Origin of the sequence: Microvirga sp. Mcv34 (assembly GCF_024519725.1) — a bacterium.
GTDB lineage: Bacteria > Pseudomonadota > Alphaproteobacteria > Rhizobiales > Beijerinckiaceae > Microvirga.
Map to the genome: position 1 here is coordinate 92,281 of NZ_JALJRK010000005.1, position 19,452 is coordinate 111,732.

At 63.9% G+C, this 19,452-nt stretch carries 18 protein-coding genes and 1 riboswitch; of the genes, 6 read left to right on the forward strand and 12 right to left on the reverse strand.

All coding sequences use genetic code 11. The annotated features are described in order from the left end of the window. Nucleotides 1-185: 185 nt before the first annotated feature. From pepT to minD, 9 genes are all read right to left on the reverse strand, one after another. The gene (gene pepT / locus OC446_RS04775) at nt 186-1,421 is read right to left on the reverse strand and encodes a peptidase T (RefSeq protein WP_262027901.1); all 1,236 of its coding nucleotides are present in this window, start codon (nt 1,419-1,421) and stop codon (nt 186-188) included. A gap of 151 nt (nt 1,422-1,572) precedes the next feature. Further along, the gene (locus tag OC446_RS04780) at nt 1,573-2,313 is read right to left on the reverse strand and encodes an energy-coupling factor transporter transmembrane component T family protein (protein ID WP_262027902.1); all 741 of its coding nucleotides are present in this window, start codon (nt 2,311-2,313) and stop codon (nt 1,573-1,575) included. After that, nucleotides 2,307-4,007 (reverse strand): ABC transporter ATP-binding protein, encoded by a 1,701-nt coding sequence (locus OC446_RS04785; protein WP_262027903.1) that lies wholly within the window; start codon nt 4,005-4,007, stop codon nt 2,307-2,309. The genes OC446_RS04780 and OC446_RS04785 overlap by 7 nt, the downstream gene beginning before the upstream one ends. Beyond that, nucleotides 3,979-4,563, reverse strand: a complete 585-nt coding sequence (locus OC446_RS04790) for an ECF transporter S component (RefSeq protein WP_262027904.1) — start codon at nt 4,561-4,563, stop codon at nt 3,979-3,981. Before OC446_RS04790 ends, OC446_RS04785 begins: the two co-directional genes overlap by 29 nt. 40 nt (nt 4,564-4,603) lie before the next feature. Beyond that, nucleotides 4,604-5,212, reverse strand: coding sequence for a Ykof family thiamine-binding protein (locus OC446_RS04795; RefSeq protein WP_262027988.1), 609 nt, complete (start codon nt 5,210-5,212; stop codon nt 4,604-4,606). Continuing rightward, nucleotides 5,203-5,314: riboswitch (TPP riboswitch) on the reverse strand. Its footprint overlaps the gene before it by 10 nt. Nucleotides 5,315-5,379: 65 nt before the next feature. After that, nucleotides 5,380-6,117: a ComEA family DNA-binding protein gene (locus OC446_RS04800; RefSeq protein ID WP_262027905.1), complete on the reverse strand. Its 738-nt coding sequence runs from the start codon at nt 6,115-6,117 to the stop codon at nt 5,380-5,382. A 182-nt stretch (nt 6,118-6,299) separates the two neighbouring features. Further along, entirely contained in the window at nt 6,300-7,235 is a 936-nt protein-coding gene (locus OC446_RS04805; protein ID WP_262027906.1) for a DUF5996 family protein, read from the reverse strand. A 165-nt stretch (nt 7,236-7,400) separates the two neighbouring features. Beyond that, nucleotides 7,401-7,679 (reverse strand): cell division topological specificity factor MinE, encoded by a 279-nt coding sequence (gene minE / locus OC446_RS04810; protein WP_262027907.1) that lies wholly within the window; start codon nt 7,677-7,679, stop codon nt 7,401-7,403. Further along, entirely contained in the window at nt 7,676-8,485 is an 810-nt protein-coding gene (gene minD, locus OC446_RS04815; RefSeq protein WP_262027908.1) for a septum site-determining protein MinD, read from the reverse strand. Before minD ends, minE begins: the two co-directional genes overlap by 4 nt. A 351-nt stretch (nt 8,486-8,836) precedes the next feature. Here minD and OC446_RS04820 point away from each other — a divergent pair, with 351 nt between their 5' ends. The 4 genes from OC446_RS04820 (at nt 8,837) to OC446_RS04835 (ending at nt 13,965) form a co-directional block, all read left to right on the forward strand. Beyond that, on the forward strand, nt 8,837-9,811 hold the full coding sequence (locus OC446_RS04820) for an ABC transporter substrate-binding protein (RefSeq protein ID WP_262027909.1): 975 nt from the start codon (nt 8,837-8,839) through the stop codon (nt 9,809-9,811). Continuing rightward, nucleotides 9,811-10,617: an ABC transporter ATP-binding protein gene (locus tag OC446_RS04825; RefSeq protein ID WP_262027910.1), complete on the forward strand. Its 807-nt coding sequence runs from the start codon at nt 9,811-9,813 to the stop codon at nt 10,615-10,617. The genes OC446_RS04820 and OC446_RS04825 overlap by 1 nt, the downstream gene beginning before the upstream one ends. Next, nucleotides 10,614-11,387, forward strand: coding sequence for an ABC transporter permease (locus OC446_RS04830; protein ID WP_262027911.1), 774 nt, complete (start codon nt 10,614-10,616; stop codon nt 11,385-11,387). The genes OC446_RS04825 and OC446_RS04830 overlap by 4 nt, the downstream gene beginning before the upstream one ends. 91 nt (nt 11,388-11,478) lie before the next feature. Continuing rightward, on the forward strand, nt 11,479-13,965 hold the full coding sequence (locus OC446_RS04835) for a glucose/quinate/shikimate family membrane-bound PQQ-dependent dehydrogenase (protein WP_262027912.1): 2,487 nt from the start codon (nt 11,479-11,481) through the stop codon (nt 13,963-13,965). Nucleotides 13,966-14,126: 161 nt separating this feature from the next. On the opposite strand, the gene OC446_RS04840 is transcribed toward OC446_RS04835, so the two are convergent. Continuing rightward, nucleotides 14,127-15,149 carry a hemerythrin domain-containing protein gene (locus tag OC446_RS04840; RefSeq protein ID WP_262027913.1) on the reverse strand — a complete coding sequence of 341 codons (1,023 nt, stop codon included), beginning with the start codon at nt 15,147-15,149 and terminating at the stop codon, nt 14,127-14,129. A 229-nt stretch (nt 15,150-15,378) separates the two neighbouring features. Between OC446_RS04840 and OC446_RS04845 the strand changes: the two genes are divergently transcribed. Continuing rightward, nucleotides 15,379-16,386, forward strand: a complete 1,008-nt coding sequence (locus OC446_RS04845; RefSeq protein ID WP_262027914.1) for a threo-3-hydroxy-L-aspartate ammonia-lyase — start codon at nt 15,379-15,381, stop codon at nt 16,384-16,386. A gap of 170 nt (nt 16,387-16,556) precedes the next feature. Here the strand turns inward: OC446_RS04845 and OC446_RS04850 are convergent, their stop codons facing one another. Then, a complete protein-coding gene (locus OC446_RS04850) occupies nt 16,557-17,240 on the reverse strand; it encodes a hypothetical protein (RefSeq protein ID WP_262027915.1) in 684 nt (227 codons plus the stop codon). Between the two features lie 74 nt (nt 17,241-17,314). Beyond that, nucleotides 17,315-18,097: a class I SAM-dependent methyltransferase gene (locus OC446_RS04855; RefSeq protein WP_262027916.1), complete on the reverse strand. Its 783-nt coding sequence runs from the start codon at nt 18,095-18,097 to the stop codon at nt 17,315-17,317. Nucleotides 18,098-18,305: 208 nt separating this feature from the next. On the opposite strand from OC446_RS04855, the gene OC446_RS04860 reads away from it, so the two are divergent. Further along, nucleotides 18,306-19,442: an ABC transporter substrate-binding protein gene (locus tag OC446_RS04860; RefSeq protein ID WP_262027917.1), complete on the forward strand. Its 1,137-nt coding sequence runs from the start codon at nt 18,306-18,308 to the stop codon at nt 19,440-19,442. Nucleotides 19,443-19,452 lie beyond the last annotated feature (10 nt).

A 19,452-nucleotide genomic window follows, 5' to 3' on the forward strand; every position in this document is an offset into this window, starting at 1 on the left:
TCTATGCCCAGCGCACCACACTGACATGAAACTTCATTACTAAAATAATTTCTTGAGCTTCAACCTGTCAAGCGCTGAGGGGCCGACCACCTTTGGGCGACCCCTCATCGTTCCGTTCGGCCACAAGTAGCTTCCTTTGGCATGAAAGCCACTCTTCTCTCCGACAGGTTCGAAAGTGTGACGCGTTAAGCGCGCTCTTCCCAGACCTTGGCGAGCTCGACGATGGTCTTCACGGCTTTTCCCATGTCCTGGCTGCTGACGAATTCCAGCGGGGAATGAAAGGCATGACCACCGGCGAAGATGTTGGGACAGGGAAGCCCCATGAAGGAGAGGCGCGAGCCGTCCGTGCCGCCACGGATGCTGCCGCGCACCGGATCCATGCCGGCCCGGCGGATTGCCTCCACGGCATTCTCGACAATCTCCGGGTTCTTATCGAGCACGACCTTCATATTGCGGTACTGCTCTTTCACCGTGAAGGTATAGCTGGAGCCCGGATAGGCCTTCATCACGTCCTTGGTGATGCTCTCCAGCAGCGCCTCCTTGGTCTTGAGCCCCTCCTCCGTGAAGTCGCGGATGATGAAGCTCAAGCTGGCCTTTTCCATCACGCCGGAGAGGCCGGTCGGATGGATGAAGCCGTCGCGGCCCTTCGTGGTCTCGGGCGCTATGTCCTTGGGAAGACGCGCGACGATGTCGCCAGCGATCCGGATGGCATTCTCCATCTTGCCGTAGGCGAAGCCCGGATGGATCGCCACGCCCTTGATGGCAATCTCCACGGCATCGGCGGAGAACGTCTCGTCCTCGATGGTGCCAGCCGTCTCGCCGTCCATGGTGTAGCCGAAATCGGCTCCGAGCTTCTTCAGGTCCACCTTGTCGACGCCGCGACCGATCTCCTCATCCGTGGTGAACAGGATGCGGATCGTGCCATGCCGGACATCCGGATTATTGATCAGGAACTCGGCCGCCGCCATGATCTCGGCGATGCCGGCCTTGTCATCGGCGCCGAGGAGCGTCGTGCCGTCCGAGGTGACGATGTCGTGGCCGACCAAGTCCTTCAGAACGGGATGGTCGGATACACGGATCACCTGGTTCGGATCGCCCGGCAGGCGGATGTCGCCGCCCTGATAGTTCCTGACCACCTGCGGCTTCACGTTCGTCCCGGAGAAATCCGGTGCAGTGTCCATATGAGCCGTGATGCAGATCACCGGCACGTTGTTCTTCGGCGTGTTCGACGGAATGGTCGCATAGACGTAACCGTGCTCGTCGAGATGCGCGTCGGAGATCCCGATTTCCAGCAGTTCCTCGACCAGCAGCCGGCCGAGATTCTTCTGCTTTTCGGTGGAGGGCTGCGTCTGGGACTTGGCGTCGGACTGGGTGTCGATGACGACATAGCGGAGAAAACGGTCTGTAACGCTGGCGGCCATGGTTCTCGATCCGGGTTGCGAGGAGATGCAACGAGGTTGTAGCCGGGCAAGGGCATCTCGTGAATGGGGCGTGGGAAACTTTCTCATCTCCTGAGATGCGCACCCAACTCCGACTCCGACGCGAGGTCCGTTCCATCCAAGGAGAAAGGCTCTACTGGCTCATGACTACCGCGGCGGTGCACAGCCCCAAGACCAGAAACCCAACAGTCACGAATATCCCGTCACGGCTATCGAAGTCGGGCGCATTCATGATGGTGCGAGGCGCCTCAGGGCCGAGGCCCCTCGCCTCCATGGCGATCGCTGTGCGACCGGCCCGGCGGATGGCGAAGGCGAGCAGCGGGATCACGAGGCTCATCAGCTCGAAAGGGCCCGGGATGCGCCGGAGCCGGCGGCCGGACCTCATGGCGCGAGCAAGGCGCATCTGCTGCGCTTCTCCTGCCAGATCGGGCACGAGCTGCATGGCGGCGAACAGGGAATAGCCGATGCGCGGCGGGAGCCCTGTGTGCCTCATCAGGGCCCTCACAAAAAGGCCCGGATCTGTGGTCAGCGCGAAAAACACCGAAATCATGCCGCAGGCGAGCGCGCGCAGGAACAAAGTGATACCGGCCGAGAACGCTGGCGACGCGCGAAGGGCTTCACCCGCCATGCGCAGGGCAAAGTCGCTCTCCCGGCGGAACAGCAGGCTGGTGGAGAGGAAGCCGAAGCCGAACAGGGCGAAAGGGACCATCAGGGCCAGGAGCACCAGCGGCGAAGTGCGGTTGAAGATTACAAGGGTGAGCGCGGGCACGAAGATCGCAGCAAGCTGGAAGCGCGGGTCGAACACCAGCACGGAGGCGACAAGCCAGACGCAGCAGACACAAAGCTTCGACAGCGGATTGAGCGCTTTCAACATGCCGCAACCGGCTCCAGCCTCAGGGCAACCGCTTTGAGCCACCGGAAGGCCGCAAGGGACGCTGGTTCGGCGAGCCCGGCACGTGCGAGAAGGGCAGCATCGCCCAGCAACTCCTCCGTCGCGCCATCCGCCATAATTCCACCCTCTCCCAGGACGATGGAACGGGGGCAAAGCCTCAAGGCGAGATCCATGTCGTGCGTAATCAGCGCGATCGTGCGGCCTTTCTCATGCAGAGTGAGGATCTCCTGGGTAAGAAGCGCTGCCCCTTGGGCGTCGAGCCCGGCCATCGGCTCGTCGAGCACGAGGAGCGGCCAACGGTCCGACACCGTGAGCGTGGCCAAAGCAAGCTTGCGCTTCTCGCCCTGCGAGAGCTCGAGCGGATGGTTGGCCGCCAGATGCTCCAGGCCCCAGGCCTCGAGCGCGGCGTCTGTCCGGCGGGCCCTCTCGTCCGCACTCATGCGCTTCGGCCATGCGCCGAGAATTTCCTCGCACACGGTGCCGGCGGTAAACTGGTTCTCAAGACGCTGAAAGGCATAGCCGCCCGGAGGCCCTTTGCGCAGGCCGGCCTTCACAGGCAGGAGACCGGCAAGGGTGAGACCCAGCGTAGATTTGCCCGCGCCGTTGCGGCCCAGCACCCCGAGAATCTCACCCTCTTGGACGGTGAGATCGACACCGCGCAGGACGGCGGAGCTCAGGAACGGCGCGCAATCGGCTTTCGACAATTGCACGAGCGCCGGATTGTCGCGGACAGCGTGGGATGGCTTGGCCGATGCGGCGAAGGCCTCCACGGCGGGACGCGCTTGTTCGAGAAGACGCCTCGGTGCGCTGTCGGGATCGAGATGCGCGAGCGCTTCGTTGACGGACAGCGGTGCAAAGGGCGCTGCGATGCCCGCCCTCATCAGCTGCGCATCGAGCATGCTCGCGGCGGGACACCAGATGCCGTGCGACTGGAGCAGCGCGCGTTCTTCGCGGAAGATCCTGCGCGGCTCGCCTTCGGCGATGATCGTGCCATCGCGTCCGAGCACGACCATCCTGTCGATGGATTCGATCAGACCGTCGAGACGGTGGTCGACGATGAGAATGGTTCGCTCGCCTTGGTCACTCGTGAGCAGCGCGTGCAGGCGGCGGGCTGCATCCGGGGCGAGATGCGCGGTCGGCTCGTCGGCCACGAAGAGCGGCGCATCCTGAACGAGAATGGCCGCCAATGCGACGAGCTGGCGCTCACCACCGGAGAGCTGCGTCGAGCGGCGATGGCGCCACTCGTCCGGCACACCGACTTTGCGCATGGCCTCTGCGACAGCCTCGGCGATTTTCTCCGGCGTCATGGCGCGGTTTTCGAGCGCGAAGGCGAGCTCGTCCTCGACTCTCATCCCGCAGAGTGTCTGGTCCGCATCTTGGAAATACTGTGCCACGTGGCGCGCCCAGGCCCAGGGCTTCTGCGTGCCGACATCCGCGCCGAAGAGACTGACCTCTCCCGTCACATCGGCCGGGATGCTGTCGGGGACTAGCCCCGTCAGCGTCAGCAGCAGCGTGGATTTGCCGGAACCCGAGGGACCGAGCAGAAGAACACGTTCGCCCTGGCGGACATGCAGATTCACCGGCCCAACTGCAGCGCGCTTGGCGAAGGGGTACGCGACGCAGACCTCACGCCATTGCGCGGCAGGCTCAGGCAGCGGCGGAGCGCTTGTCGACATCGATCGCCAGACCCGCGAGCGCGCCGGTCTTATAGAGAGCGCGCACGATCACATGAGCGAGCCACCCGCCGAGCAGTGCACCGCTCAAGGTGCGCAGAGCGAACATGGCAATGAGCAGCGTGGGCTGAAGGGCGCCGTAATCGAACCGGATCCATGTATAGATGTAGGAGAAGACTGCGGCTCCGGCGCCCGCCGCCATCAGCACCGGGAGCGAATATTTGCGCCAGCGTGTTGCGGCGAAGACCGCTTCCGCGCCCGCGCCCTGGACGATGCCGCTGACCACGAGCAGCAATCCGGCGGGACTTCCCAGCAGCACCTGCACGGCCGCGGCCATGACTTCGGCTGCGAAGGCGGCGCCCGGCTTGCGGATGATGGCGGCCGCCACCATGGAAGCCACGAACCAGAAGCCCATCACCACATCCATCGTCAGGGGGCCGAAAGCCGCTTGCGCGATCAGCCAAACCTGCACCCATCCGAGATAGAGCACGGCGAACACCGCGCCGATCACGGTGACGATGAGGATCTCCCTCAGCGTCCAGCCACGCGTCACAGACATGACGACCTCCTTGTTGTACGTTAGGAATGCTCGCGAAGAACTACGCCTTGGTCGGGCTGTTCGCCGAGACCTTGAGATCGAGAGCCACATGGCCCTGCGGGGCGCCAAAGCGCAGAAAGGCTTCGCTCAAGGTGGCGAAGACCGGCCCCGCATCGCCGCGCAGCTTGGTGCAGAAATTCTTCGAGCGGTCGAAGACGCCGGACTTTTTGAGAAAATTGATGCAGCCGTAGATCTCGTCCATGTGGTGTCCGCTGCCGAGCGGATAGAGCGAGAACTGCGCGGCCACGACCTGCCCGGTGCGGGGCGCGGCCTCCACGCGCCCGACGGCGGCGACAATGCGTTCTTCGAGCGACCGATCATTGTTGGAGCCCGCTATCGGCGTGCAGATCGGATCGTCGGGCTCCCCCGGACAGCCACGCGAAACGGTTGCGGCCAGCACGCAGTGAACGCCCCGGCGTGACGCGGCGAGAAACAGATCGCGCATGGCGTGAAAGAGTTGCTCGGGCGGTCCGACGATCAGGGTCGAGATATCGTCGGTCTCGATTCTGAAATTGGCCCGGTAGGGATCAAGCGCCCCGATGGCGCCGAGGATGACGTCGATGAAATCGTCGGTCATCGGATAGAGGGAAATCTGTGCGCCGGAAAACATCGTCACCTCGCTCCGCTGGCATTACCCAGATCAGCTTGAGGGTCCAACGGCTTCGCGCCGTCATCTCAGCCCCGGCGATACGGAGCACCCCTGTCGGATGTCATGGTCTTATCACCTTTCACCGCCGCGTGGCAAGCGGGTGGCGTGCGCGACGCGGATCACGACGCCTACTGCACGGTGATCTGACCCTTGATCTTCTCGTAGGTGGCGCGGCGGACCACGCGCTTGTTCACAAGATCCTCGACTGACTTGTACGGACGTCCCCTGACGATGGCGCGTCCGAGTGAGCCGGCGCCTTTCAGGTTGTTCAGATCCTCGATCGTACTCTTGTTGAGATCGACCCGGTCCGACGCTGCTCCACCCGTCGGCACGGAGGGATCCGCGAGAACCGCCTGCTGCGGCACCGTGCCCGTCATGTTAATGTCCGTGCGCGGTGCGGGCTGAGGCTTGGAAGGCTCCTTCCTGGCCGCTTGCGATTGCCCGAGGGCGGCCTCGAACTGCTTCAAAACGGCAAGGGATTGATCGTGCGATCGCCCTATGGCGACGGTGTCGATAGTGGGTTCCACGATGGATTCGTCCCACTCATCCTCGTCCGCTTCCGGCGGAGGGGCCGCAGCCACCGGTTTCGCGGGCAACGCAATCGGCGCGGCGGGATCCGCATCGGCCACCTGCAGGGGTGCGGTCCGATCCGGCGGTGCCGGGGGCCTCGCCTCCACGGTGATGGTCTGCGGCGGTGCTGCGGCGACCATTCCTTCCGCGGCGGGTCCGCTGTCCTGAAACCGCCAGAGGGCGAGCCACCCTCCATTCATGAGGCCGACGACGAGCAGAACGCGCATGGCCAGACGGGCCGCGTTGTCGTTCGGTTCGCTGGGCGCTCGGGTTCGAGACAAATCGCCAACGTGCATGGGATCCTCGCACATCACATCGATGACGGAACCTTGGAAGGGCTAGAGCTAGACGGGGGATGTGGCGCAGGCGTGGCGAATGGCGCCTGTAAAGTGGCTTCAACGGCAATTTCGGATAGGTGTGGACTTTCCGCACGTGATCGGCAGATGTGTAACATCGCCACATTTTTTGAGGCCGAACTTCAGATCGGGCGCACCTGCGCGGGCGCGCCAATAGCGCATTCGAGGGCAGCGCGATCCCATTGCCCCGCATCGGCAGCGGCATCGTAGGTGGTCATGAGGAAATCAAGCAGCAGCGCATCCGGATCCTTCGCCTGACGCACCGTGTCGTAGGGCAGGATGAACTCGCCGAGCGTCGTCTCGAAGGACGCGCCCGGTGTCACAGTGGCATCGCGAAAGCCCGGTGGCTCGGGATAGGCATAGGAATAGAAGGCCGGGTGCGGATAGGCATCGTTGCCGGGCCAGAAGCCTGCGCTCGAAACCTCGTGCGAATAGGCCTCGCGGGTCACATCGTCCGGTAGTCCAGGCACGCCGCCGGGATGCAGCGGCGCGGTCCGCCCGGAAAAACGCGTCACGGCGAGATCGAAACTGCCCCAGAAGAAATGCACCGGAGAGGATTTTCCCAGAAACCCGCTGCGGAACAGCTTGAACACGCGGTCCACCTGCATGAGCGCCCGCCAGAAACGATGGGCGGCTTCACGGTCATAGGATGCATGGACCTGGTCCTCGGAGAAGGGGATGGGATCCGCCACCTCATTCGGCGTTTCGTTTATCACAACTGTAACGCCGATGTCGCTGAGGATGGTCAGAAGCCGAGAATGGAACTCCGCGACGCTCTGCGGCTGTAGCGGCAATTCCCGCTCCTCCCCGCTACTCGTACGTACGCGCAGCAAATGAGAGATGAAGTCGAACTCAATTTCGAGGATCTCATGTCCGACCGGCATGGGCGAGGTGCATAGCCCCCGGGCGGTCACGTAGAGCGGAACGTGCCAGCCGTGATTGAGCCAGGGAGAGAGGGAAAGCCGGATTTTGCCGACGATCTGCGTCCAGAGCTGGAGGGTCGCCGCCGTGTCGCGCCAGGCGGGATAGGACAGTTCGGGCCAGGACGCGTCGTGCATCGCATGCCTCCGTGAGGAACGGATCTCATGTCGAGTAGATCATCGTTCAGGCTAGGCAGCAAGGCTACCTGAAGCGGGAGAGCATCACAGATGCGCGTCGACGGGATTTCCTATCGGAGCGGCCGGCAACCGGATGGAATGACGGCCGCTCCGAGGATTGTTCGATCACGCGGCCGGGCGCATGCTGGCTGCGATGTCGGTCGGAATCTCGATATCGACTTCCAGGGTCGACACGGAGGCGCCGCGGTCCATCTTGATCTGCACGTTGTCCTGCGGCACCGCCATGTGCTTTGCGATCACGGCCATGATCTCCTCGCGCAGGATCGCCACGAGATCGGATTCGCCGCCTCCGACGATGGTGCGCTCATGGGCGAGCAGGACCTGAAGCCGCTCGCGAGCGACGGGCGCAGAGGTGTTGCGCTTGAAGAAACTGAACAGGCTCATGCGGCCCTCCGTGAGAAGAGTTTGCTGAAGAGACCGCGCTGCTTCTGCACTTCGACGACGGTCTCACCCTGGAGCTTGCGCACCGCATCGAGGTAAGCGCGGGCCGGCGCGGAGTTCGGGCTGCCGAGCGTCACCGGCGCGCCGAGGTTGGACGAGCGCAGCACCTCGGTGCTTTCGGGGATGATGGCGAGCAGCGGAATCGAGAGGATTTCCAGCACATCCTCGACCTTGAGGATCTCGCCGCGCTGCGCGCGGGCATTGTCATAGCGCGTGAGCAGAAGATGTTTCTCCACCTGCTCGCCCTTCTCCGCCTTCTCGGTCTTGGAATCGAGGAGGCCGATGATGCGGTCGGAATCGCGGATGGAGGAGACTTCCGGGTTGGTCACGACGACGGCGACATCCGCATGGCGCATGGCGAGAGTCGCGCCGCGCTCGATGCCGGCCGGGCTGTCGCAGATGATCCAGTCGAACTTCTCGCGAAGCCCGTTGATGACGCGCTCGACGCCCTCCTCGCTGAGGTTGTCCTTGTCGCGGGTCTGCGAGGCGGGCAGCAGGGACAGGGTCTCGATGCGCTTATCGCGTATGAGCGCCTGCTCGAGCTTTGCGTCTCCCTTGATCACGTTGATGAGATCAAACACCACGCGGCGCTCGGCGCCCATGATCAGGTCGAGATTGCGCAGGCCCACGTCGAAATCGACAACGGCCACCTTCTTGCCGCTTTGCGCCAGCGCCGCGCCAAGCGCGGCCGTGGAAGTCGTCTTTCCGACACCGCCCTTGCCCGATGTCACGACCAGTACTTTCGCCATCCTTGGTTCTCCTCGCCTACAAAACTGCTCCTGCGACGTCACCACCATCAGGTTCCCCGGAGGACCGCAGAACATGGTCGGAGAGCGGAGGCGGATCAGGCTGTCGCGTATTTATTACGCTACGTAATGCATCTTATTCGACGCCAGTTATGGTTACCGGGCGGTTAACATTTCCGGTTTCAACAAAGTTTTTTGTTGAAAAAACAAGAGTTTCTACGATCGTGGACATTGAGAGGAATGCTGTCCTCCTGCCGGAATCAAAGCGTGAGCCATTGACCTTGGACTCCGGCGTCCCATTGACCTTCAGCTGGGAATCCCTAGCCTTGGATCAATACGACCGGAGGTCTTCCGATGCGGCATGGATGGCGGATCATTCTCCTATCGGCGGTGGCGCTCGTCGCGGCAAATGACTCGACGCGGGCTCAGCAGGCCACAACGGTTCGGGTCGGACATTTCCCCAACATCACCCATGTCCAGGCCTTGGTGGCCCGCGCCTTCGAGCGCCAAGGACGCAATTGGTTTGCGGAGCGGCTCGGGCCCGGCGTGAAGGTCGAGTGGTATGTTTACAATGCCGGCCCCAGCGCCATGGAGGCGATCTTCGCCAAGTCTCTCGATTTGACCTATGTGGGCCCCAATCCCGCGCTCAATGCCTATGCCCGCTCCCGCGGCGCCGAGGTCAGGGTGATCGCCGGTGCGGTCAATGGAGGCTCGGCTCTCGTCGTGCAGGGGGATTCCACCCTGACCAAGCCGACCGATTTCAAGAGCAAGCGGATCGCCACCCCGCAATTCGGCAATACGCAGGACGTGGCAGCCAGGGCCTGGCTCGTCGCGGGCGGATTGCGCATCACGCAGACCGGCGGCGATGCCCATGTTGTTCCCACCAGCAACCCGGATCAGCTCTCCCTCTTCCAGAGCAAGCAACTCGATGCGGTGTGGACCGTGGAGCCCTGGGTGTCGCGGCTCGAATCCGAGGCAGGAGGCAAGATCCTCGTGGAAGAGAAGGACGCCATCACCACGATCCTCGTCTCCAGCGCCGACTTCCTGGCGAAAAACCGTGATCTCGCCAAGCGCTTCGTCGAGGCACATCGCGAACTCACCGACTGGATCCGGAAGCACCCGGACGAGGCCCAGCGCATGGCCCGCGACGAGTTGAAAGCATCCTTCCGTCTCGATATGTCGCCGGAGCTCGTCGCCCGGGCCTGGAGCCGCATGGAGATTACGCCGGATACGTCGCGCGAGGCGTTCCAGTCCTTCGTGACCAGCGCCCAAAAGGTCGGCTTCCTGCGCGACACGCCCGACCTGTCCGGTCTGATCGAGGCGCCTTGATGGAGACACTCGACACGACTGCCATGACTGGACGACCGGCCAAGCTGATCATCGACGGTGTTTCCAAGCGCTTCATCTCGTCACGAGCCGTGGTTCAGGCTCTCGACAATGTCTCGTTGACGATCGCCGACGGCGAATTCGTCTGCCTCGTCGGGCCGAGCGGATGCGGCAAGTCCACGCTTCTCGACATCATCGCCGGCCTCACCAAACCGGATTCGGGGCATGTGCTCGCCGACGGGAAGACCGTGGAAGGACCGGGGCGCGAGCGCCTCGTCATGTTTCAGGAATCCGCCCTATTTCCCTGGCTCGACGCCTTCGGCAACGTGATGTTCGGGCTCAAGTTGCGCCCCGATCTCACCAATGCGCAGCGCAAGGAGATCGCTCATCACTTCCTGAGCCTTGTCGGTCTCAGTAAATTCGAGCATGCGCAGGTGCATGAACTTTCGGGCGGCATGAAGCAGCGCGTCGCATTGGCGCGCGCGCTGGCGCCGGATCCTCAGGTTCTGCTGATGGACGAGCCCTTCGGCGCGCTCGATGCCATGACGCGCGACCAGCTCTACGACGATATCCAGCAGATCTGGATGGAAAGCCGCAAGACCATCGTGTTCGTCACGCATAATGTGCGCGAAGCCGTGTGCCTCGGGGACCGCGTCGTCCTCATGTCGCCCTCGCCCGGTCGCATCCAGCAGATCTTCGACATCCCGCTGCCGCGCCCACGCGACATCAACAGCCCGGAACTCGCCGGCTATTCATCGAAGATCGCCGCAACCCTCAAAGGCACCCTGACGGAGGCATTCTCGGAATGAAGCGTCTCGCCTCCGCTCTTCTGTTCTTCGCGCTCCTCATCGCGCTGTGGGAGCTTGCCGTGCGCACCGGCCGCTGGTCCGTGGTGCTGCTTCCCTCGCCCATCTTCGTCGGCGAATATATCTGGGGAGCGATGCTCGACGGCACTCTCGAGGAAGCAACCTGGGTGACGCTCAAGCGGCTCCTCGTCGGTTACGCGGCCGGCGTCCTCATCGGCCTGCCGCTCGGCCTTCTGACCAGCACGTCGCAGATCTTCGAGGACACGCTCGGATCCCTGGCTCTGGGCTTCCAGACGCTGCCCAGCGTGTGCTGGGTCCCACTGGCGCTGGTCTGGTTCGGGCAGACAGAGGGCGCGATGCTGTTCGTGGTGATCATGGGCACCGTCTGGTCCGTCATCATCGCGACGGATCACGGCGCGCGCAACATTCCGCCCATCTATGCGCGCGCGGCGCGAACCATGGGGTCGGAGGGGTTCCACAAATGGACTCGGGTGATCCTGCCCGCGTCACTTCCCTTTCTCGTCAGCGGCATGAAGCAAGGCTGGGCCTTCGCCTGGCGCTCGCTGATGGCGGCCGAGATCTATGTGACGATCCTCACCGGCTTCGGCCTCGGGCATCTCCTGCATTACGGGCGTGAATTGAATGCCATGGATCAGGTGATCGGCATCATGATCGTCATCGTGGCGATCGGACTCCTCGTCGATCGGCTTCTCTTCTCGCCCTGGGAGCGCTTTCTGCATCGCCGCTGGGGCACGAATGTAAGGGGAACATAGCTGAACTGCATCGCATGCCCTTGGCGTCATGCTCCTGTGAAACATTTCCCCCTCCCTGTCGTTGGAAACCGAACGTCCGGAGGAGTGAGACATGCCAGGTATGAGGCGAAGCCCTGTTCTCATGATAGCCGCCGTTCTCGCTCTTCTGATCGGCGCGGCTCTCGCTGTCGGCGGTGTGTGGCTGATCACGCTCGGCGGTTCCTGGTACTATGTGATCGCGGCCGCAGGCTTCCTGCTCACGGGAGGCCTGCTTCTCGCCCAAAGGCCTACAGCCCTGTGGGTCTATGCGCTCGTCGTCGCCGGCACGCTCGGCTGGGCCCTGTGGGAATCCGGCCTGCACTGGTGGCCCCTCGCGGCGCGTGGCGACGTGGTGTTCCTGGTCGGTCTGCTGCTGCTCACACCCTGGGTGACGCGCAGCCTCTACGACCGGGCGTCCGTTTCGGTATCGGATCGGGACGCAGAGGTGCGGCGCGTTTCCGCCTTTCGGGGTGCGGGATGGCCGCTCACGGCAGTGCTGGCCGTCGCACTTGCTGTGGCCGTGGCCTCATGGTTCACCGATCCGACACGGATCGAAGGGACCGCCCCGGGACCGCGGGCGGAGGTGCCCGACGATGCGCTCGGCGTCCCGCCCGGCGAATGGCACGCCTATGGGCGCACGGCTTACGGACAGCGCTACTCCCCGCTCAACCAGATCACGCCCGCGAACGTGGCAAACCTGCAGGAGGCCTGGACCTATCGCACCGGCGACGTCCGGGGACGCCCCGGGGATCCGGAGGAGACCACCTTCCAGGTCACGCCGCTCAAGTTCGGTAACCGGCTGTTCCTGTGCACACCGCATCAATCGATCATCGCCCTCGATGACACGACAGGCAAGGAAGTCTGGCGCTACGACCCCAAGGTGCGTGGCGAACTCGCCCTTCAGCATCTGACATGTCGCGGCCTCTCCTATTATCGCGGCAATGGTTCGGCCGTATCGGCTCCGGCGTCCGCGCCTGCCACTGGCACCTCCGTTCCCGACCTGCCGGTGGCGGCTAATGAGCGGAAGACGATCGATAATTGCCCGACCAAACTGTTCATGCCCACTGCCGACGGGCGCCTGATCGCCCTCAACCCCGAAAACGGCGACGTCTGCGCCGCTTTCGGAGGCGGCACGGGCCAGATCAATCTTTGGGCCAACATGCCCAACGTGAACCCGGGCGCCTACTACTCGACCTCGCCGCCGGCCATCGCGCGCAATCTCATCATCGTCGGCGGCACGGTACTCGACAACGTGTCGACCAGTGAGCAGTCCGGTGTTATCCGCGCCTTCGACGTGAATACCGGCGCGCTGGTGTGGAATTGGGATTCGGGCAGGCCGGACGTGACCACGCCGCTCGCCCCCGGCGAGACATACGTGCCGAACTCGCCCAATTCCTGGTCGATCTCCAGCGTCGACGAGGCCCTGGGGCTCATCTACATCCCGCTCGGAAACCAGCCGCCGGATCAATGGGGAGGCCGTCGCAGCGCCAATGTGGACCGCTTCTCCTCCTCCGTCGTGGCGCTCGACATCACGACCGGACAGCTGCGCTGGGTCTTCCAGACCGTGCATCACGACCTGTGGGATTACGATGTTCCCTCGCAGCCGAGCCTGATCGACCTGACCATCGGGGGGCAGACCGTACCGGCCCTCGTGCAGCCGACCAAGCAGGGCGAACTCTATGTGCTCGATCGGCGGACGGGCCAACCCGTCCTGCCGGTGACGGAAAAGCCCGCCCCGCAGGGGGCCGCGCCCGGCGACCGCACCGCGCCGACGCAACCTGTTTCCGCCCTCTCCTACGACCCGCCTCCGCTTTCCGAACGCGACATGTGGGGTGCGACGCTGTTCGACCAGCTCGCCTGCCGCATCGCGTTCAAGAAGCTGCGCTACGAGGGCCGCTACACGCCGCCCTCGCTTCAGGGCAGCCTGATATATCCGGGCAATTTCGGCGTATTCAACTGGGGCAGCATCGCGGTCGATCCGGAGCGGCAGATCGCCTTCACCACGCCAACTTATCTCGCCTTCGTGTCGCAACTGGTGCCTCGCCAGGACAACAAGACACTCTACGTGCAAGGCGAGAACCGGCCCGAGGGCAGCCTGCCGGCGCTGAATGAGAATTTCGGAGCGCCGTTCGCCGTGAAGCTCTCCGCCTTCACATCCGTGCTCGGCATTCCCTGCCAGGCCCCGCCCTGGGGCTACGTGGCGGCGGCCGATCTCACCACGGGCAAGATTCTCTGGAAGCACAAGAACGGCACGGTGCGCGACGCGTCACCGCTCCCGCTGCCCTTCCCGATGGGTGTGCCCAATCTCGGCGGTCCGATCATGACAGCAAGCGGCGTCGCCTTCCTGTCAGGCACCATCGATTATTTCGTGCGCGGCTATGACGTATCGAACGGCAAGCAGCTCTGGGAATCCCGGCTTCCGGCGGGCGGACAGGCCACGCCGATGACCTATACGGGATCGGATGGGCGGCAATACCTGCTCGTGGTCGCGGGCGGCCATGGGTCGCTGGGCACCAAGGCGGGCGATTACGTGATCGCCTATGCCCTGCCGAAGACCTGACGGAGCCTCTCCGCTCGACAAGCCCTTACGCAGTATCATTATCGGGAGGCCCTCAGCGGAGGGGAATGAGCCCCTAAACGCCAAGACCGTCCCCGGATCGTGTCCGGGGACGGTTCTGCCTTTTGGTCCCAAGACCGGCACCTGGTCTTGCGCTCGATGCCTTAATGCCCGTCGCGCTTGACCGCCCCTGAATCCGCACCGCCGGTTCCCATGGAGCCGGTGGATCCAGCGGCCGGACCGCCTGCGGGAAGCGTTCCGCCCGGCTGCAGCGGCGTCGAAAGGCCCGATGGGGCGTGGGGCGGGCGGGCCGAGGAGAACCACGAATCGTCGGAGGGGCTTCCCCCTGGAGCAGGAGCCGCGCTGCCCCCGGCGCCGTGAAGCAGTGCGTCGTCGGCCGTCGTGGCTCCGGCCGGGCTGCTCGACGATGCACCGGCGGCGCTACCGGCGCCCGCCGCCCGATAGGTCCGGGCCCCTGAGGATGTCTGGCTCGTGGCGCTTCGCCGGGACCCTTCAAGGCTGCGGTCGATCACGCCCCGATCGAGGGGGAATGGCGGCTGGGGACGCCGGGGAGCCGCATGCAGCGGCCTGTTCTGCCGCGAGCCGGCGGTGCCAGACCGGGTCATGCTCCAGAGGAGCGCGCCGGCTCCGACAGCCGTAAGGCCGGCGAGCACGCCGAATACCGTTCCGGTGGGAAGCCCGTAGCGGCTCGGCATCATGGATTGCGGCATATGCCAACGTTCGGCCTCGTAGGACGCGATACGCTCACGCTCGTAGCGCCGCCATAGGGTCTTCAGCTCGTCCGGCGAGAAAGCCCCGCGGGCGACGATCATCACGCCGTTTTCCTCGAGGGTGAAAGCATGCCGGATCGATCCGGTGAGCTCCTTGAAATCACCGGCCCAATCCGCGCTGTTCTTGTCGGGCCGGGCGGCGAGCCGGTCGAGCTCGCGCAGGATCTCCTCCTGCTTGCTCTCGAGATCGCTCAGATAGGCCGCCGTGCGCTCATGGGTCGACAGGGCCGGATAGAGCACGTTCTGCTGCGCTGCGAAGTGTCGCTCCAGCTCGTCCCGAAGATCGGCGAAGAGCTCGGCGCGGCTGTTCGGCCCGCTGCCCGTGGCGCGCAGCACCTCGCGGCAGAGTTCCTCGATATTCGCGTGATCCGCCACCACCATCTGCCACAGTTCCATGGAAGGCCTCCTGTCATGCCGTGATAAGCATGAACGGCCGGAGCGGACGGGCTGTTCCGCCGGCGACGGACATTGGCCGAACCTTAACCCCAAAGACGCCGCGTCTCCCGGAAAAGCCTCAATGGTGACAAGGATTGCGCAAAGTTGATATGGACAGAGATGAAGCTTTGCCTTGAATGCTTGGAGCGTCAGGGCATCCTGAAGCTTTGATCCAGATCGTGAGTGTCCGATGAACGCGCAGACCCCGCAGAATTCCGAGCCCGCTTCCCCCGCCCCTGTGAGCCTGCCGACCTACGAGGATGTCGTCGCGGCGGCGCGGCGCATCGACGGAGCGGCCCACCGGACGCCGGTTCTCACGTCCCGCACGGCCGATGAGCGCACGGGCGGCCGGCTGTTCTTCAAGGCGGAGAATTTCCAGCGCGGCGGCGCCTTCAAGTTTCGCGGCGCGTACAATGCCATCGCGCGCCTGTCTCTCGATGCGCGTAAGCGTGGCGTCGTAGCGTTCTCCTCCGGCAACCATGCTCAGGCCATCGCCTATGCCGGGCAGCTGCAGGCGGTGCCGACCGTCATCATCATGCCGCAGGATGCGCCAGCCATGAAGGTCGCGGCCACCAAGGGCTATGGTGGCGAGGTCGTGCTCTACGACCGCTACAAGGAGGACCGCGAGGCTATCGGGCGCAAGCTCTCGCAGGAGCGTGGCCTGACTCTCATCCCTCCCTACGATCATGAGGATGTGATCGCCGGACAGGGCACCGCGACGAAAGAACTGATCGAGGAGGTCGGACCGCTCGACATGCTCCTCGTCTGCGTCGGCGGCGGCGGATTGCTCGCGGGCTCGGCGCTCGCCTCCAAGGCTCTCTCGCCCGATTGCCGGATCTACGGCGTCGAGCCGGAGGCCGGAAACGATGCGCAGCAATCCTTCCGCACGGGCTCGATCGTTCGGATCCCGGTGCCCGCCACCATCGCGGATGGCGCACAGACGACCTATGTCGGCAACAAGACGTTTCCAATCATGCGTGCCCTCGCCGAGGACATTCTCACCGTGTCGGACGCACAGCTCGTGGACACCATGCGCTTCTTCGTCGAGCGCATGAAGATCGTGGTCGAGCCCACCGGCTGCCTCGCGGCCGCGGCCGCCCTCCACGGCATCGTGCCCTGCAAGGACAAGCGCGTCGGTATCATCATCAGCGGCGGCAACGTGGACCCGCGGGCGCTGGCGGGGTTCCTGGCCGGGTAGCGTTCGCGCCGTAAATGCCCCCCACCACGTCATGGCCTCCCCGGACTTGATCCGGGGACCCATGCCGGCCATCCCGCTAAGGTGAGGCTCGGCGCTTCACACAATCGAGATCACCGGGGCAAGCTCGGTGATGACATGAGAGTACAGACACGCCTCCCGACTTTCTTATCTCACGGCCCCACCCGCACCACGACCGCGATGCCGTCGTGATCGCCCGTCGTGAGCTTCGGGTCACCGATCAAGGCGTTGCCGAGATCGACGAACCGGGTCACCTTGAAATCGGTGCTGCGGTCGAGCCTTTGCGTGAAGTCGTCCCGCGCCCGGTTGAACGAGCCGAAGCGATGTCCCGGGTCGCGGAACGGGTCGACGTCCTCGCGGCTGAAGGCAGCGATGAAGAGATAGCCCTGCTCGAATTCATGCGGACCGAAGACGCGGCCGTGGTTGTTGTTGACCTCGAAGACGTCGTTGGAGAGTGCATCGTCCCTCCCCTGCGGGAGTTGCGCGTAGAGACGCCCGGCGATGGAGCCCTGGTAGCCGGTCGAATGCCCGAAGCGGATCGGGTAGCCGGCGCGGGCGGCGGCGGCCAGCAGCCTCTCCTTCGCGTCGTCGGCGGATGAGGCGCCCTGATCCACGATGATGACGTTGATCGGCTCGCGCAGGTTCTTGCCCTCGTAGATCTCGCCGAGCCAGTCTGAAGGCACGCCCTGAGCGGTCAGCATCCATTTGCCGATGGTCGGCAGTCCTTCCGGCGTCGCGAGCTCGACATCCGGGCGCTGCTGCGACCGCGCATCGAGGGGAATCGCACCCATCAGGGCGCCGCAAACTACAAGAAGCTTGATCAGCCTTCGTCCCATGGGCCTGCTCCCGCTGTATGGCTCATCGATTGCGAATCAGGGAAGCATGACCCGACGCGTCAGGCCATGACTTTTCAGGTGGAGGCCTTCACGGCGAGAACGGCATAGCGATGCTGCGTCGCGCGCTCCAGGCCCTTGAGGAGCGGCAGGTTCTTCGCCTGCTGGCGATGGATCTGCTTGAGATCGCGGTCGATGATGGTTTGCGAGAAGCCGGCCTCCCGCAGCAGCGCGGCGACTTCCTGGGCGCGTGCGCCCTGGGAGAAATAGACCCGGCTCAGGATGCGCTCATGGGTCTCGCGCATGGCATTGGGCGCATGAGCGGCGCCGGCAAGGCCCGGCAGCAGTTTCTCGACGAAGCGGATCATCCGCTTGACGAGGGTGTCGGAGACGAAATCGCCATCGACGATGAGAAGACGCCCGCCCGGCTTGAGCAGCGAGTGCCATTCCCGGAAGGCCGCTCTCGGATCGACGAGCGTCCAGACGAGATGGCGGGTGATGAGCACATCGTAGCTCTCCGGCCTTTCGAGGGTCCGTTCGGCATCGCCCATGATGAAGCGAATGTCGGCCCCGTTCCGGGCGGCCTTGGCCCGCGCCTGGCTCAGCATCGGCTCCGACCAGTCGAGGCCCGTGACGTCGAAGCCCAGCCCGTGTAGCAGATGGGAGATCACACCCGTTCCGCTGGCGAGGTCGAGCGCACGCCGTCCCTCGGCGGGTCCGAGATGACGCAGGACGAGATCGCGCCATGCCTGCCGTTCCGCCTCCGAGAAGATCTCGTGCCCCACCTGCTGATCGAAGGTCGGGGCGCGCAAGGACCAATAGTCACGGATCTCGTCCCGGAGGGTGTAATTCGCGTTCATCGAGAGCTCACGGATGCTGCTGTTTTCGACGCTCCTCTATGAGCAAAACTCGAAGACGTCAATTTATAATTACTATAATCTGTATAATAGAATTGTTTTAAACTAGCAAATATACATTTGAATTGAAGTAATTCTAAAAGATATTTCTTGCCAGCCGGCAGACATCGACATAGGAACCGCCTGCTCTTTCCTCGAAGCGAGGCGCGTCATGCAACTCTCCCAACTGGTTTTCGGTGCCGCCGTGGCACTCGTCGGGCTCCTGCCCGCTCCCTCCCATGCTGCCGACAAGATCACGGTGACCGACATCACGGGCCGACAGGTTCAGGTCAATGCGCCGGTCGAGAAGGTCATTCTCGGCGAGGGGCGCCAGATGTACTTCGTGGCGACGCTCGACACCGACCAGCCGTTCAAGCGCGTGGTCGGCTGGCGTGACGACCTGCAGAAGGCGGATCTCGACGGATACAGGGATTACCTCGCCAAGTATCCGCAGATCGACCGGATCCCGACCTTCGGCGGCTTCAAGGAAGGCACCTTCGACGTGGAGCAGGCCGTCTCGCTCAAGCCGGACGTGATCCTCCTCAACATCGAGGCGAAGACCGCGACCGACGACGCCAAGCTCATCGAAAAGCTCGCCAAGATCGACATCCCGGTGGTCTTCGTCGATTTCCGCGAGAAGCCGTTCGAGAACACCGATGCGAGCATGCGGCTCATCGGTAGATTGTTCGGCAAGGAAGCGCGAGCGGAAGAGTTCATCGCGTTCCGGAAGGCGCAGATCGACCTCGTGACCGAGCGTCTCGCCAAGGCCAACCCGCCGCGTCCGGTTGTGATGGTCGAGCGGGCGGCCGGCTATTCCGACGATTGCTGCATGTCCTTCGGCAACGAGAACTTCGGCAAGTTCGTCGAGGTCGCGGGCGGCCAGAACCTCGCGGCCAAGATCATTCCCGGCACGTTCGGCGTGGTCAACCCGGAGCAGATCATCGCGAGCAATCCGGATCAGGTGATCGTCACCGGCTCGAACTGGGAACTCTACGTTCCGGGCGGCTCCTGGGTCGGGGTCGGCTCCGGCGCCGACAAGGCGAAGGCGCGCGAGAGGCTCGCCACCCTGATGAAGCGTCCAGCCTACACGGGCGTGAAGGCGGTGCGCGACAATCAGGTGCATGCCATCTGGCACCAGTTCTACAACAGCCCCTATCAGTTCGTCGCCATTCAGGCGATGGCCAAGTGGCTGCACCCGAACCTGTTCAAGGATGTCGATCCCGAGGCGACGATGAAGACGCTCTACGAGCGCTTCCTGCCCGTCCCCTACAAGACCGGCTACTGGGTCTCTCTCGCGGACAAGGACTAAACCCTTGGCC